Source organism: Halanaerobium hydrogeniformans (genome assembly GCF_000166415.1).
Taxonomy (GTDB): Bacteria; Bacillota; Halanaerobiia; order Halanaerobiales; family Halanaerobiaceae; genus Halanaerobium; species Halanaerobium hydrogeniformans.
The window spans coordinates 1,702,171-1,718,842 of sequence record NC_014654.1; the positions used below are offsets into that span (position 1 = coordinate 1,702,171).

13 protein-coding genes are annotated in these 16,672 nt (G+C 32.5%); 1 reads left to right on the forward strand and 12 read right to left on the reverse strand.

The annotated features are described in order from the left end of the window. Positions 1-58: 58 nt before the first annotated feature. The 5 genes from HALSA_RS07740 to nth all read right to left on the reverse strand — a co-directional run bounded on the left by HALSA_RS07740 (position 59) and on the right by nth (position 5,342). A complete protein-coding gene (locus HALSA_RS07740; RefSeq protein WP_013406024.1) occupies positions 59-610 on the reverse strand; it encodes an ECF transporter S component in 552 nt (183 codons plus the stop codon). A gap of 165 nt (positions 611-775) precedes the next feature. After that, positions 776-2,878: a SpoIID/LytB domain-containing protein gene (locus tag HALSA_RS07745; protein ID WP_013406025.1), complete on the reverse strand. Its 2,103-nt coding sequence runs from the start codon at positions 2,876-2,878 to the stop codon at positions 776-778. An 18-nt stretch (positions 2,879-2,896) separates the two neighbouring features. Continuing rightward, positions 2,897-4,210, reverse strand: a complete 1,314-nt coding sequence (locus HALSA_RS07750) for a PhoH family protein (RefSeq protein WP_013406026.1) — start codon at positions 4,208-4,210, stop codon at positions 2,897-2,899. Between the two features lie 48 nt (positions 4,211-4,258). Then, entirely contained in the window at positions 4,259-4,687 is a 429-nt protein-coding gene (locus tag HALSA_RS07755) for a PPC domain-containing DNA-binding protein (RefSeq protein WP_013406027.1), read from the reverse strand. A 4-nt stretch (positions 4,688-4,691) separates the two neighbouring features. Further along, the gene (gene nth, locus HALSA_RS07760; protein ID WP_013406028.1) at positions 4,692-5,342 is read right to left on the reverse strand and encodes an endonuclease III; all 651 of its coding nucleotides are present in this window, start codon (positions 5,340-5,342) and stop codon (positions 4,692-4,694) included. A 138-nt stretch (positions 5,343-5,480) separates the two neighbouring features. Between nth and HALSA_RS07765 the strand changes: the two genes are divergently transcribed. Next, a complete protein-coding gene (locus HALSA_RS07765) occupies positions 5,481-6,080 on the forward strand; it encodes a 5' nucleotidase, NT5C type (protein ID WP_013406029.1) in 600 nt (199 codons plus the stop codon). Here the strand turns inward: HALSA_RS07765 and HALSA_RS07770 are convergent. Genes HALSA_RS07770 through HALSA_RS07800 form a run of 7 tightly spaced genes read right to left on the reverse strand, consistent with a single transcriptional unit; the run spans position 6,039 to position 16,664 of the window. Next, positions 6,039-7,688: a nucleoside kinase gene (locus HALSA_RS07770; RefSeq protein ID WP_013406030.1), complete on the reverse strand. Its 1,650-nt coding sequence runs from the start codon at positions 7,686-7,688 to the stop codon at positions 6,039-6,041. The two genes, HALSA_RS07765 and HALSA_RS07770, sit on opposite strands and share 42 nt — an antisense overlap. A gap of 55 nt (positions 7,689-7,743) precedes the next feature. After that, complete coding sequence (queG, locus tag HALSA_RS07775) at positions 7,744-8,820, reverse strand: tRNA epoxyqueuosine(34) reductase QueG (RefSeq protein ID WP_013406031.1); 1,077 nt, start codon at positions 8,818-8,820, stop codon at positions 7,744-7,746. Then, complete coding sequence (locus HALSA_RS07780; RefSeq protein ID WP_013406032.1) at positions 8,813-9,952, reverse strand: MFS transporter; 1,140 nt, start codon at positions 9,950-9,952, stop codon at positions 8,813-8,815. Before HALSA_RS07780 ends, queG begins: the two co-directional genes overlap by 8 nt. Before the next feature lie 5 nt (positions 9,953-9,957). Beyond that, positions 9,958-11,241 (reverse strand): EF-P 5-aminopentanol modification-associated protein YfmH, encoded by a 1,284-nt coding sequence (yfmH, locus tag HALSA_RS07785; RefSeq protein ID WP_013406033.1) that lies wholly within the window; start codon positions 11,239-11,241, stop codon positions 9,958-9,960. 5 nt (positions 11,242-11,246) lie between these two features. Beyond that, a complete protein-coding gene (gene yfmF / locus HALSA_RS07790; protein WP_013406034.1) occupies positions 11,247-12,518 on the reverse strand; it encodes an EF-P 5-aminopentanol modification-associated protein YfmF in 1,272 nt (423 codons plus the stop codon). A gap of 6 nt (positions 12,519-12,524) precedes the next feature. Beyond that, positions 12,525-15,338 carry a UPF0182 family membrane protein gene (locus HALSA_RS07795; RefSeq protein WP_013406035.1) on the reverse strand — a complete coding sequence of 938 codons (2,814 nt, stop codon included), beginning with the start codon at positions 15,336-15,338 and terminating at the stop codon, positions 12,525-12,527. Positions 15,339-15,362: 24 nt separating this feature from the next. After that, positions 15,363-16,664: an amidohydrolase gene (locus tag HALSA_RS07800; protein ID WP_013406036.1), complete on the reverse strand. Its 1,302-nt coding sequence runs from the start codon at positions 16,662-16,664 to the stop codon at positions 15,363-15,365. Between the last annotated feature and the right edge of the window lie 8 nt (positions 16,665-16,672).

Sequence of the window (16,672 nt, forward strand, 5' to 3'; positions counted from 1 at the left end):
AATAACAACTCCCTTCCTTATAAATTTTATCTCAGAAGAGCATCTTTGTCAAACTTGCTTAACTTTTTTCTACAGCTCTAATTAAACCTTTTTCACGCAAAAAATTAGCCAATTTTTTATAAACTAAAACAGTTATAAATGAATTTAAAACAGCTTTGCTTATATTAAAAGGAATGATTCCCGGCAGCATCATCTGCCTAACCTGCTCTCTTGGAATCCCATAAAAAATAGGATTTAAGTAAAGATTTGCGAAAGCCATTACAATCACCATGGCAATTGAACCTAAAATCAGGCCTTTAATAGCACCACTACGACTGTGATGTTTTTGATAAAAATATCCGGCAATTCCAGCAAAAAAACCAGTAGATAAAAAGTGCATAAAAGCACCAAAAGGTCCACCTAAACCTGTAAAAACTGCCATTAATATTGCAAGTACAAAGGTTGAAGCAACAGCCGGACCAGCTCCATATAAAAAAGCTATTATTAAAATCGGAACATCACCTGGTTCATATATCAAAAAAGGTAAAAATAGAGGAAAACGAAGCAATAACATTAAAACAAGTGAAAAAGCTGATAAAACAGCAATATTAGTTATTTTCTTAACTTCCATTATAAACCTCATTTCAAAAAAATATTTTAAAAATATTGATCACGTATTTATTTGCCAAGTTAAATTCAATCATATTTATTTTTCACAATATTAATTATATACAAATTACCCATTAAACGCAAGTTCTTGCTGAAGCAAAACTCCAGCAAGAAGAGATAAATCTATTTAATTAGCACCATTATATTCTTTAATTTCAACTCCTGGGTAAAAATGACTTATTATCTGTAAATAGTCCCAGCCATCAGCTGCCATTCCTGCTGCTGCAGATTGATCCATCCCAAGATTATGGCCCCAGCCAGAACCATAAATATATAATTCTTTAAGATAGCCACTGCTGTCCATTATACTGTCAAATTTAAATCTACTGCTCCGTAAGCCTCCTAAAACCCTTCTTATTTGAGAACTGTTGTAGTCCATACTGCCCTCTTCTCCGACTATTCTAAGTGAAGTTATTGTCCCACCTTTGGCGCGCTTTAGAACTTCAATATTTTTTATTTTTCCCAGTTCAGTTCTGTCTTCGATAACAGAGACAGGTATTTTTGTCTGCCAGCGGTAACTGCTGCTATTATAATCTCTAGAATAAGAAGGTGGATTAGATTTAATCCAGGCTTTAAGCATTGCTGGTTCTAAGGGGAAATCAAAACCTTCATCTTTCATCTGATTGGCTCCCCTCAAATAAGGAAGATCTGCAACCCAGATTTCGTCACTGCGTTCAGTAAAACCTCCACTGTTACTGCTAAATACAGCCTGTATAATCTGATCTCCATAAAATACACTTTCTTTTCTGGTCGCTAAAACAGCCTGAGAAGTTCGTGGAGTTTCATTAGCAACACCATTATAAGCTGCACAATGAACTGTAGAACAGAGATCATAACCATCACTACTATGACGACCAAGATTACTTAAAGTATAGCTTCGGGCTGCAACTGCCTGAGCTTTGAGAGATTCTTCAGGCCAGGTAGAATAAATTTCAGATGGTACAACTGATAAAAGGTAAGCTGTAAGATCAACCTTATTTATCAAAGTAAAATTATTTTCGCTACCTTTAATTATCATATTACCTCTGTACTGTCTGTTTGCCCTATCCTGCCAGAAATAACCCTGGCCATATTCCACATTATAAACAAAAAAGGAAGAGTTGTCTGCTTCACTGTAAATTTGATATTCATTTTCCAGTCTACCTAATTCAACTGTTTGATTTCCATCACTGATAGTTAAGCTGCCGTTATCAATCTCCAAAAGATAATTTTTTCTGCCACTACCACTAAATAAAACCTTACCTTGATAAACAATTGAAAAGGGATCAGAATACTGAAATAATAAGGTTCGATTTTCGCTACTCAATCCGATTCTCAGCCGCTCAACCTCAGCATCAGTTTCTAATTTTTCTATCTCCTGCCAATTAGCTTCTAATGCAAATGGGTCTATCTTATCTCGTTCATCTTCATCTTCTTCAGGACGTAAATAGGGATAACGACCTTGATAATAATTTATCCTCTGTTCTGCCTCATCTCTATACCAATCAAAAGACAGGCTTCGCTGCCAGTGTTGATAAGCTTTGACATTTTCACCGGCCTTTTCCAGCATTAAAGCCATCTCTCTAAAAAGATAACTCTGAGTTCTGTCTGCTTGATAAGAATTATTCAAATCAATATAGGCCTGATAATAATTACCCAGGTTTTGATTCAGCTCTGCCCGAAGTAGATAAACCTGGGCCAGATTAATATTAAGTTCTTCTAAGTTATTTAAGTTTTCTTCAGCCTCAGAAAATTTATCAAGCTCCAATTGTATTTTAGTTAAATAATAATATCTCTGATAAGCAACTCTTTGAGATTCTATTTGCTCTGTTTCTATCATATTTTGCAGTAGATAATGTGCTGCCTGCTTGTTGTTTAACTTATAAAAGCTAATTGCCAGTTCTATTATATCTGTTGTTTGGTTAGATAAGATAGCAGTTTTTAATAATTCTCTATTTTCACTAACTAAATCATTTTTTTCATTATAAATTACAGCTAAACTACGTCTACTAGCTAAATTAAAAGGATCAAGACTCAGTATTTCCTCATAATAATTTATTGCTGATCGGTAATTAGCATCATAATAAGCATCAACTGCCTCGGCAGAATATTGAGAAACCCTTCTTTCCTTATCCTCTTGAGAAAAAGTAATATTAGCTCCAGGCTGCTGATTAATATAGTAGCTGAAACCTGGAATTAATATACCGGTAAGGAAAGCTGATATAATTATTATTCTAAAAATCTTTTTCATTAAATACATCTCCATTAATTAAAGAAGTTTGCTAGCTATTTCCGCTAGTTCTGATCTTTCGCCCTGTTTTAGCATTATATGGCCTGATATTTTTTGGTCATGAAATTTATGAGCTAAATAATTTAAGCCATTTTTATGAAAATTCAAATAGGGATTATCAATTTGATAGGGATCTCCTGTAAAAACCAGTTTAGTATTTTCTCCTGCTCTGGTTACAATTGTTTTAACTTCATGTAAGGAGAGATTCTGAGCTTCGTCTATAATAATATATTGTTCTGGAACAGAGCGACCCCTGATATATGTTAAAGCTTCAATTTGAATAAGCTTAGAATTTAAAAGTTTTTCATAGGCATATTTATTATCTTTGTTACGATGGACAATAAACTCGAGATTATCAAATATAGGCTGCATCCAGGGAGCCATTTTTTCTTCTTTATCACCGGGTAGATAGCCAATATCTTTACCCATCGGCATTACCGGCCTAACTACAAGTAGCTTTTTATAGATGCTTTCATCCACAACTTTTGATAATCCAGCTGCAATAGCAAGCAGGGTTTTACCTGTTCCAGCTTTACCAGAAATTGTAGCCAGCTTAATTTGGTCATCAAGCAGCAGTTCCATTGCCAGCTGCTGTTCTCTATTGCGGGCCCTGATTTTAGCAGGCTGTTTATCATTATATTTGAGGGGAACTAGATTTTCACCGTCAAAACGGGTTAAAGCAGTGTTTTTATGCTTATCCCCAGATCTCAACTGCAAAAATTCATTTGGATAAAATGATTCTTTTTCTTCTGCATTTAATTCTTCAATTGATAATTTATCTTCTGAAAATAATTTATCGATCAATTTTGAGTTAAGGGATAATTCTCTAAAACCTGTATAGATCTGTTCTTCATTTAAACGGGAAGAACTGTGTTCTTCTGCCCTTAAACCATATGCATCACATATCAGCCTCAGATTAATATCATCTGAAACCATTATAACCTTGCGGTCTGAATTTTTTTCCATGATATCAATAGCTGTAGAAATTATTCGATTATCCATCTTACTGGAGCTAAGACCTTTAGGGAGTCGTAATTCTCCATTAATAACTATCTTTAAGACCCCTCCGTTTTCTAATTTAACTCCTTTATCTAAATTACCCTGATTTCTGAGTTCTTCTAATAGGCGTGAAGTTTCCCTGGCATTATAGCCAAGATCAGAACCCTGAGTTTTAAGATTATCAATTTCTTCTAAAACAGCCAGAGGAATTATTACTTCATTTTCTTCAAAACTAAAGATAGCACGAGGATTATTTAATAATACATTGGTATCTAAAACAAATATTTTTTTCACAGTTTTTCCCTCCAGATTAAAATGATTTTATTATATATTTAAATGGAATTACCAGAGAGTTAGACCAGTATCTTCATCATACTTTCTTATCTTATCAGGATTCGTTAGTTCCTGGATCTGAATCTCGGAAGCAAATACTTTTGTTCCTGCTTCTAAATGACCACCAAATGCATTACCACTATCACCTGCTAAAATAATATGAGCATGAACCATTGGCTCTCCGTCTTTAATTGAAACATTACCATTTAAATTTAAGATCTCAAAATTTCCTTTTTTTTCTATAGAAAAATATTCTCTTTGCTGCTGATCATAATAGGAAAAAACAACCTTAGAAACCGCCCCTAATGCAGTTATATTTGCCAGCTTAATATCATTTTCTTTAACAATTTCTGTTAAGCTTTTAAGGAGATCATCTCCTTTTTGAAGTCTTAAAAAATAGGTGTTTTTAATCTGATGACCTTTAAGTTTTTTCTTCATACTTTCACCCTTTCACAATATTTTTATAATATGGACAGAGATGGCTGCAGAAACAATTATCACAATCAGGATTTTGAGCTTTGCAGATGGCTCTTCCATGGTCAATAAGCCAGTGATGTAAATCAATCCAGTATTTTTTGGGTATTAATTCTGTTAACTCTTTTTCTGTAACTTCGGGATTTTTAGCAGAACTTAAAGCTAGTCTTGAAGATACTCTAAAAACATGGGTATCAACAGGAAAAGCAGCTTTATCAAAAGCATTGGCTAAAACCACATTGGCAGTTTTCCTGCCAACCCCAGCTAATTTAAGCAATTCTTTACGCTTGTGGGGAACCTCACCATCATATTCTTCCAGCAATATCTGACTGGTTTTAATAATATATTTTGCTTTATTTCTATATAATCCGATACTGTTGATTTTCTTTTCTAATTCTTTTTTTGATAATGCTGCAAAATCTTCAGGTGTATTATATTCTTTAAACAACTCTGCAGTGACTTTATTTACCTGAACATCAGTAGTTTGAGCAGAAAGAATAGTTGCAATCAAAAGCTCAAAATTAGTAGTGGAATCTAAAGTTGTACCAGGTTCTGGATAGTGTTCTGCAAAAAGTTCCAGCAGACTTTCTACCTTTTCCTCTTTATTTATTGTTTTCACCAAAATAAATCCTCCTTGATCATTTTCATAAACTCAATTTTAATTTAAAAGTTAAGTAGAAACTAGACTTAGAAAACAAAAGATGTTAAAATAATTAAAGAATATTAGAGCAATAAATATATTATTGGGGTGTTGAAAATGAATTATAATTTAGGTATTGATATAGACGGTGTTATTACAGATGAAGGAACTGCTGAAAATAATATATGGCAAAGAAAAATGAACGAATATTTTTCTAGAGATATTAAATTAGGAAAATACACCTATAATCTTGCTGAAGCTTATGGATTAAGTGAACAGGAACTTAATTCTTTTCTGACCGATAAACTATTTGAGGTTTATCAGGAAGTGAATTCAGCTCCAGGAGCTAGAGAAACCTTAACCCAATTAGCTGAACAGGGTCATAGCTTAATTTTAATTACCGCTAGAAATGAAAAATTTAGAGATTTAACTGAAAACTGGTTAGAAAAACATCAGATTCCTTATCATGAGCTTCATCATCAATATGATAAAGCACCACTTGTCGTGGAAAAAAATATCTCACTGTTCATTGATGATAAAAAAGAAAATGCTTTAAATATTGCAGCAGAAAATATTCCGGTTATTCTGGTTAAAAAATATCATAATAGTGATTTTAATGGTAACCAGATAATCACAAAAGTAGATGATTGGAAGCAGATTAAAGAAAATATAGATTTATTTCTCTCTAAAAACACTCTCACCGGTAAACTCTCTTAAAATTGAAGTAAAAGGAACTTCCTTATCAGGCATAGCCTTGAAGTTGCTAAGTATCTCAAGCAGTCTTTGTGCCTGATAATAGTTTTTATCAGTCCTATCTATTTGTTTTAAAAGTGGCTCCACATAAGCTTTGAGTACAGAGAGCTCATAGATTAGAGCAGAATTAAACATCATATCTGCATTTTCTTGATAAGGGAAAATATTTTTCTCTTCTCCCTTCCGCACAGATTTCCAGAGTTCTAAAGTATTAGAAGCAGTTAAAGCCCTATATTGATTATCCCTAACTATCCTCCTGATTAATCTGGTATCAGTTGTCGGAATCCTGTTATGACAATCTATATTTAACTGGGTTAATGCACTAACATAGATTTTAAATTTTAAATCCTGAGGTATCACTTCAGTCATCTTATCATTTAAACCATGAATACCTTCAATTAAGATGATCTGGTCTTCATCTAAACTCAAGTATTCTCCGCTATTTTCTCTAATCCCTGTTTCAAAATTGAACTTTGGCAGTTCGATTTCTTCTCCCTGAATTAATCTTAAAAGATGGTTGTTTAAAAGCTCTAAATTAATTGCTTTAATTGATTCAAAATCCGGGTCTCCATTTTCATCAAGAGGTGTTTGTTCTCTATTGACAAAATAATTATCAACCGACATTTGAACAGGTCTTAAAGCGTTTATTTTCAACTGATTGGCCAGACGATGGGTAAAGGTTGTTTTCCCGGATGAAGTTGGTCCGGCAATTAAAATAATTTTATTACGCGGCATTCCTTCTTTTATTTGATCAGCTATTTTGGCAATTTTCTTCTCATGAAAAGCCTCAGCGATTCTGATCAATTCATTGTGTTTATTATTTTTTATATTTGTATTTAAATCATGCACATTACTTACTGCCAAAATTTCCCCAAGTTCTGCATATTCTAAAAATATTTTGGCCAGTTTAGGCTGTTCTTTAAAAACTGGAACCTTCTTTTTACCGAAAAACTTTGGAAAAAGTAGTACAAAGCCTGGTATTCTCAGGTGAAGATCAAACTCTGACAGATAGGAGGTAGAGGGAACCATATTATAATAAAAATAATCATAATAACCATCAAGTTCATAAATTGTATAAAAATCCTTATCCTGTTCTAATATTAACTCTCTTCTAAATGAACAGTTTTCTTCTTCAATTATCTTCAATACCTCTTTTTGACTTAACTTGTGTCTTTTTATCTTTAGATCAGCAGAGATTATTTCCAGCATTTTTGAGTTAATTTTGTTGATATCAGCTTTACTTAAACAACTCTTATTTTTTAATTCACAGTAAATTCCATTGCTGATTGAGATGCCGATTTTCAAAACTATTTCCGGGAAGATTTCATAAACTGCTTTGGCGAGAACAAAATAAAGACTTCTTCTATAAATTCGGTTCCCAATTTCTGTATTAATAGTAACCGTTTTTATTTCTACCTCTTTTTCAATTTTATGATTCAAATCATATATTTCATTTTCAATAATAACCGCCATTATATCTTTAGGGTTTTCAATATTACTGGCTGCAATAATATCTTCAATTTTTGTTGTATCAAATATTTTTAACTCTTCACCATCTACTTTTACATCCATGGGAACCCTCCTTTAATCACATTCGAATTATTTCAAAAAATTTTCAGCTCTCTTTTTACAGAATATTTTTTATCACTTGTTTAACTTCTTTATTTTTTTCTTTTAGTAAATGCTTTTTTAAAATACTTAAAGATTTTTGATAGTCTATTTCACTTAAACTCCAGACAGCATAATAACGAATAAGAGAAGAATTATCGTTAAGTTTTGTTTTAATTAAATCAAAATACTCTTCTTTTTGTAAATTTGCTGCTGTGATTAAAGCATTTCTAATTAGAATTCTGCTACCTCTCCAGAAAATTGCAGTATTTTTTAGTTCTTCAGGAGGATTGTTCCTATCTATCTTTAAAAAATATTCTATTCCTCTCTCGAAATACTGAAGTTCTTTTTTAGAACTTTTACTGGTGTTTTTATTATAGGGGCAAATAATTTGACAAATATCACATCCCCAGATATGACCACCCATTTTTTTCCGCTCAGCAAGTGGAATAATGCCCTTTTTTTGGGTTAAATAAGCTATACACTTATCTGCCTCAAGTTGATAGGGAGCAGTTAAGGCATTACCGGCACAATTTTCTAAGCATATAGTACATTCTCCACAATCTAAATCAAGAGCTTTATCTTTTTCTATTTCAAGATCTGTAAAAATCTCGCCTAAAAATATATAAGAACCAAAATCAGGATTAATCAAAAGTGAATTTTTGGCTATAAAACCCGCTCCTGCTCTTTCTGCAAGAGCTTTTTCTAAAAAAGGTGCATTATCAACAAATATTTTATAATTAAAATCTTTTTTTATTTTAGCCTTTATCTTTTTAACCATTATTTCCATAACTTCTTTTAAATAAATGTGGTAATCTTTTTGGGTAACATAATTTGATAAGCATTTATTTATTTGCTTTGAATTATTGTGATAATTAATAGCGATAACGATAATAGATTTTAAGCCTTCGAAATGGAGTGATGGATTACATAATTTATCAATATCTTCTTCTGTAAAAGCCTGTGGCCAGAGACCTGTCTTTTTTCGCTGCTCAAGAATTTTCCGATACTTTTTCAGTCCACCACCATCTGTTATCCGACAAATATCAATCTCAAGTTCGGAGGCAATATTTTTTATTAGTTCTTTTTTAATCATTAGCTAAAACTTTCCTTTCAGCTTTAAGCAAATATATGGTGTAAACTATTCCTGTAATTACAACCACGACCCCCCAGAATAAATACATTATTTCTCCACCAAAAAGCTGATATATTTTACCACCGATTAAACTGCCAGAAATAGCACTGAGTCCCATATATACACCTGAGTAAATATTTTGACCGGTTGCCCTAAATTTTTCACCACTAATTTTATTTACGTAATCAACCCCAACGGTAAAAAAGAGGCCAAAAGTGATACTATGAAAAAGTTGGGCCGCTAAAATAACAGCATTGATAGGGAAAAAAGCAAGTAATAACCAGCGAAAAACAAAAGAAAGACTGATCAAAAATATTACCTTACTAAATCTATTGCTTTTTATTATTTTATCGGAAAAGAAAAAAGCAAGTATTTCGCTGGCAGAAGAAATGGTCATCGCAATCCCCAGCAAAAATTCTCCTCCCCCATGGTCAACAATATAGAGGGGGAAGTATGTATAATTTGCATTCATAGTAGTTTGTAGAACAAAAACAAAGATTAAAAAATATAAAAGTCTTCTTTTCTTAAAAATTTTTGTGAAATCTGCTAAATTTAATACCTCAATTTCTCTGCTGCTCTGAGGTAAAAACCTTAACATAATTATAGAAAGCACTAATATAAAAGCATAAACATAAAATAAATTAACAGAAGCTGTCTGCTCTAAAAAATAGCCGAGCAAAGAAACCGTCAACATGTAGCCTATAGATCCCCAGAGCCTAAACCGTCCATAAAGACTACTCTGATCACCTAAATAATCCAGCAAAAGACAGTCTGAGAGAGGAAGTACAGGGTTTTGAAAAAGGGTATGGAAAAACATTATAATCAATAAAGCTTTAAAAGAAACTGCCATCGGAAAAATTAAAACTGTAATCAGGGTTCCGATTAAGGTTATAAACAAAACCTTTTTGTTTTCCTGAAAATAATCGGTCATAATTCCCCAGATAGGCATCAATAAGAGAGCAAATATTCTTGGAACTGCATTTACAAGACCAATTTGAAAAGAATCAAGACCAACATCTCGAAAATAAATGTTAAAATAGGCAAATGCAGCCATTGTTATATAAAATATAAAATTATAAAACTTAAATACCAAGAATATCAGTCCTTATTTGAAATAATAGATTCTACCATCAATTGATGGTTAAAAATATTTTTAGAATAGCTCAGCAAATCTTTAAATTCAATATTATCAATTATCTCGGCAATCTCAAAAATATCTACTCCGAGCCTGCGATAAGTGATAAATTCTGAAGCAAGATGGCGGAAATTATTGAAAAGTCTAATATAACTACCCTGGTATTTTCTTTTTATTCTTTGAAAATTACCTTTGATCTCACTTTTATCGATATTTAATAGTTTTTCTTTAATTTTTTCTCTCATTAAATCCGGCTGATCACTCTCTCCATAAAGGTGAATATAGGCATAATCAGGTTTTTTGTTATACGTGCTGGAAAAACTATCATCAATATAACCTTTTTCATATAAATCATTGTAATTTTTGCTGCTGCGACCAAATAATATATCCAATAATATATTCATAATATATTCTTTTTTAATAGTCTCAAGTGGCTCTTCATAATTAATGGGATCCTTAAATGCCAGTTGTACCATCGGTCTGGAGACCTTCATCTTCTCTTCAACCAGTTTTTTGGCTATTGCAGCTGGTTCTTCTTTAATGATAGTTGTTGGATTTTTAAAATTAGGAAAACTTTTTTGGGCCTGATTCTCTTTGATCAGATTAATAACTTTCTGCTCATCGATATCACCAATTAAAATCAAATCCATATTAGAGGGCTGGTAAAAATTATAATAGCAAATATACAGATCTTCTGGAGTTATAGAGCTTACACTCTCTACTGTACCTGCTATATCATTTTTAACGGGGTGATTAATATATAAAGCAGAAAGTAAATTAAAATAAGAACGCCAGTAAGGATTATCCTGATACATCTTTATTTCCTGAATTATAATACCCTTTTCTTTTTCAACATTTTTTTTGCTAAAATATGGTGTCTGCACAAAATCTATTAGATTAATTAAAGATTTATTAAAGTTACCACTACTTGAAAATAAATAATTTGTACTGTCAAAATTAGTATAGGCATTTGCCGAGGCTCCTAAGTCGGCAAATTTATCAAAAATACTCTTTTCTTTATCCTCAAACAATTGATGTTCTAAAAAGTGGGCAATACCTTCCGGCATTAGCCTTTTTTTAGCATTTTTTACATCAATAAACTCTATATCATTAGAACCAAAATCTACTGAGAGCATGGCATACTGTTTAACATAGTCTTTTTTCGGGAATATATATATATTTAAGCCATTTTCTAAAGTTGTTTTTATTAGTTTTTCATCTATTCTTTGATTATATATCGTCTGCAAATTTATCAAACCTCACTTTTCAAAAGGTAAACACTGTCCATTTTAATTCTACCGGCAACCTCTATAATTTCTTCTCTTTTAACATTTTTCACAGCACTGATAGTTTCTGTTATAGACTCAGGCTTTTGATTGAGTAATGATAATAAATAATGAGCTGCTAAACCATAATTGCTGTCCAGATTTTGCCGCAAGCTATTAACGATGCTCTTTTTAGAGCGGAGCAGTTCTGCATTACTAAATTCTCCCTCTGCCAGGACTTTAATCTGTTCTTTTACAAGCTTAATTACCTGCTGCTGGTTTTCTGCATTAATCCCACTATTGATAAATAGGAGCCCTTTAGTTGATTCTACAGAAGAATTAACATAATAGGCCAAACTCCTTTTTTCTCTTATCTCCTGAAAAAGCTTAGAATGGGTTGAACCACCCAAGAGACTATTAAATATGAGCAGGGGATAATATTCTTCCATTGCTCTATTAATTCCAGTTCTACAGGCAATAGTTAATTTAGCCTGGTTGATATCTAATTCTTCTTGATAAAAATCGATATCTTTTTGTGGATAAAGCAGCTCTGTAGTCTGATCATGAATATCTTCTCCAGCCAATAAAGAATTATTAGCAAATATATTTTCAATAAATGATTCTTTGAAATCTCCAACCAGAAAGATCGATTTTTGAGCAGCAGCCTTTAAACTCTGATAATGTTCAAAGAGTTCCCGGTTTTCTATTTCAGTTATGGAATCTAGATCACCAAGTTTGTAAATCCCATACTTTTCATTTTTGCACATTTTTTTGATACACTGCTCAAGAGCATAACTTCTTTTATCATTGATTAAAGCTTCAATATTATTTTTCAAGTTCTCTTTTTCCTGAGCAAAATATCTTGCTTTAAATCTATTACCTTCAATTAAAGGGTTAAATAATATCTCTTTTAAAAGCTTTAATGCCTGCTGACTAAAACTGCTTTTTTGGGTTAAAAATTTCTCATTTACCATTTCCAGAGAAAACCTGATGATTTGATTTTCACCTCTTTTTAAAATATTGAAACTTAATTTAGAACCAAATAAATCTTCTAATTCGGTCCTCAGTTCTCTCTGGCTTGGATAATTATTGGTCCCTCTCCTTAATATTGCAGGGAAAAGAGCATTCATTGCTGCCTCTTTACTATTTTCAAGAGGCAGCAGATAATTTATCTGAATTAAATTAGTCTTAAATTTATCGGTATTTAAATAATGTAGATTTGGAATTTCTTTTTTACTGTTAAACTTTAAATCAGTCATTTATTATTACTCTCCTGTCTCTAATAACTCTTCTAATTTAATACCCAGTTCTTCTATTAGTTCACCATAGCGGGCAAAATCTCCCTCACGCAGAGCTTCTTGAGCCTGCTGATATAATTGGTTTGCTTCTTCAACTAATTGAGATGGCGCCCCATCAGGTATTAAAATATCTGGGTCAATTTCCACTTCTTCGTCAACATCTCTTTGTTCTAATATTTCTTGACCTGTTTCTTCCTCAATTTCTTCAACATCTTCTTCTGGTATTGCAAGTACTTCACGCTCATCTAAAATATCTTCTAGTGCATTTGTTAAATTATCTCTCATCACTATTCGATCTTTGTATGCTACTATAACCCTTCTCAACTCAGGTAAAGCATCTGAATCTGATTGAAGAAAAACTGGTTCAACATAAAGTATATTATTATTAATTGGGATTACAAGTAAATTACCTCTGATTACCTGAGAACCTCTTTGATCCCAGAGTGAAAGCAGTTGTGAAATTTCTGATTCCTGATCGATTCTAGACTCGATCTGACTGGGACCATATACTAACTGATCTTTAGGGAATTGATAGGCAAATAGTTCACCATAATTATCTCCATCCATCCTGGCAGCCATCCAGGCAACCATATTGTTTCTATTGGCCGGAGTAAAGGGAGTCATTAAGATAAACTCTGCTGAATCTTCGCCCGGCAAGTTGTTCATAATATAGTAAGGCTCCATATCAATATTAGAACCAGCATAATGTTCTCTGGGGATATCCCATAAATCTTCTCTATTATAGAAAACTACCGGATCTCTCATATGATAGGTAGAGTAAATACTTGACTGGATCTCAAATATATCATGTGGATAGCGAAGATGAGCCTTCAATGATTCAGGCATCTCTTCAAATGGTGTAAAGAGATCACTAAATATTTTATCATAGGTCATAACTATCGGATCATCTTCATCAACAATATAATAATCCATAGTACCATTATAAGCATCTATTACAACCTTAACTGAGTTTCTTATATAATTTTCTTGGCCATTAAACGGTTGAGAATAGGGATATAATTCTGAGGTAGTATAGGCATCATAGATCCAGAATAACCTGCCCTGATCTAGAACTAAATAAGGATCCCTATCATACTTTAAAAATGGAGCTGCTTTTCTCACCCGCTGATGAATATTACGGTCGAACATAATCTGACTATCATTGCGGATATCATCTGAAAGGAAAAGTCTCATTGAATTAAACCTTAAGGCAAATAATCCTTTGCGTAAAATATTATTAACTTCTACTCCACCAGTTCCATCATAATGGATAAATACATTCTCATCTCCTCTTGGATAATGAAATTCTGTTTCATCAGTATTAACAACAACATAATCATTTGTAAGTTCTCCATAATAGATTGCGGTGTTTTCAATATCTATATCAACATTTGTTCTGGGTGGTATATCCTGGATAAATAATTCGGGAAGTCCACCTGATCTAATTTCTGAAACCGGACTCATAGCCAGTCCATAACCATGAGTATATTTCAAGGTTCGGTTAAGCCATGTTTGAGCTTGAGGTGGTAATGCATTTTGATCCATCTCCCGAGCAGCAAGCATAACCTGGCGATATTCATCTCCAATTTGATATCTATCTATATCGATATCAACAAACCTATAATACTGTCTTAACTCCTGCAGCTGAGAATAAGTATCCAAAAGTGGTCTACTATCCCATAATCTAACATTATCAATTACAGTGTCATATTCCATCAATTCTTCATAGCTTATTTCTTCTTCAGATAATTCAAAGTCGGCTGTAGTTATATTATCTAGCCCATAAGCCTCTAAAGTCATATTAATATTATTTTCAATATAAGGTCTTTCCCTGCTTATTTCATTAGGTTCAACACTAAACTGCTGAACTGCAGTTGGATAAACACCTGTAAAAATAATAGAAGTTATAATCCAGATACCTACACCCCAGAGTATTAATTTGTAGTTCTTTTTGAAAAGACTAAATAAAACAGCTGCTGCCAATAGCAGAACTACGACAAGCAAAATTCTATAACCTAAAAGAGTTGCATTAATATCACTATATCCAGCTCCAAATACTACTCCTCGAGCTGAAAATAAAAGTTCATACATTTTTAACCGATAATCCCAGGCTTTAAAGAGTAGAAAAAGAAAAGTAAGAATAGATAAATGTTTTTTAGCCCTTACTGTTAATTTTCTTGATATATCATTAAATGAACGAGAACCGGTAAAAATAATATAGATTAATCCAACTAAAATCAGAGTAATAATTACTAACACCATTCCCATTTCCCTGAGAAAAGACAAAAATGGAAGTGAGAAAACATAAAAACCTATATCATTATTAAAAATAGGATCAAAAGAGTTAAAATCTGTTCTATTTAAATACTTAAGCACTATCTTCCAACTCTCACTGGATACAGCACTAAACATATATCCAAATAAAACACTTGTCACTATATAAATAATATTAATTCTTTTTCTGTTTATCCAATCTGCAAGTTGATTTCTTTCTTCGCCAAATAATGACTCCACATTACTTTGTTCTTTAATATTGATATAATTCATGATTGGTTTCTTTGTAAAATGAAGATTTATATAAATAAAAGCTGCAAAAAATACGGCAATAATAGAGCGCAAAACAAAGTTTGAAAAAAACATTATTAAAAAAGTTCTTTCAAAAGCGAGCTCCTGAAACCAGAGCCAGTCAGTATAAATATTAGCTCCACTTGTAATAAATATCAATACTGCTGCAGCTGCTGCTATAATAATCGAAATAAAAAACTTATTTGATTTTGGCATACTTTTCTCCTTTCAAAAATATAATTACTTTAAATTGTCAGCAATTCTTTTTGCACTTTTTTCTGCCTGATAATAAATTTTCTCCTGATCTAATGTTTTTATTTCTCCACCATAAACTATAATTTTCCCATTAATAATTACCGTATCTATAATTCTGCTGTCTGCAGCATAAAATAAATTAGAAAGATTGTTGTGATGTGGATAAGAAAAAGTATTGTTTTGCGTATCCACTAAAATCAAATCAGCTTTTTTCCCTTCTTTTATCATTCCTATCTGAGCAAGATTGAGTGTTTTAGCACCATTTATGGTCAGCATTTCCAAAAGCTGCTGAGTGTCAATTAAACTGGGATCATAATTATTTACCTTTTGTAAATAAGCTGCCATTCTAGCCTCTGTTATCAGATCAAGATTGTTATTGCTTGATACTCCATCAGTACCGATACTTACATTAATATCAGCTGCCAGATAATCTGCGATCGGAGCAATTCCACTCCCGAGTTTTGCATTGCTTATCGGGTTGTGAGCAATATTGACCCTATTTTTTTTGAGAATTTCTAGGTCTCCTGGCTCAGGATGAACCACATGAGCAGCTAAAATATGATTTTTAAAAAAATCAAATTCAGCTAGAAATTTGATTGGAGAAAGTGAATGGTCACTCATAAAATCATTTACTTCTTTTTTAGTTTCAGATAAATGAATATGAACCGCTAAATTATTATCTGCTGCCAGCTTGGTTATTTTTTCTAAATAACTCCTAGAACAGGTATAAGGAGCATGAGGTGCAAGCATGGTAGTGATTCTTCCTTCTGCAGAATTGTTATATTCTAGAGCAAAGTCAAGCGAATTCTTTAAACCTGTATCTCCGTCATTTGCTTCTATCAAACCTTCGGCAAGTACTGCCCTGATCCCGCTCTTATCTACTACTTCTGCTGCTCTATCCATAGCAAAATACATATCTGCAAAAGCAGTTGTACCACCTTTTAACATTTCAAGCACACCTAAAGCTGTACCCCAGTAAATATCATCACCCTTTAATTTAGCTTCAAAAGGCCAGATTTTGGTTTGCAACCATTTTTGGAGTGGCATATCATCTGCATACCCTCTCATTAAAGTCATCGCGGTATGAGTGTGGGTATTGATCAGCCCGGGTAACAAAATTTTGCCTTCAGCATCTATAACTTCCGAAAAATCTTTTTTAGTTGGGCAGGAATCCATAGCAGAAATTTCTTTTATTTTATCATCTTCAATTATCAGATATTGATTTTTTAACGGTTCAGGCTCAACCCCAGAATAAATTTCTAAAATATTTTTTATTAATATACCCACCTTAAACA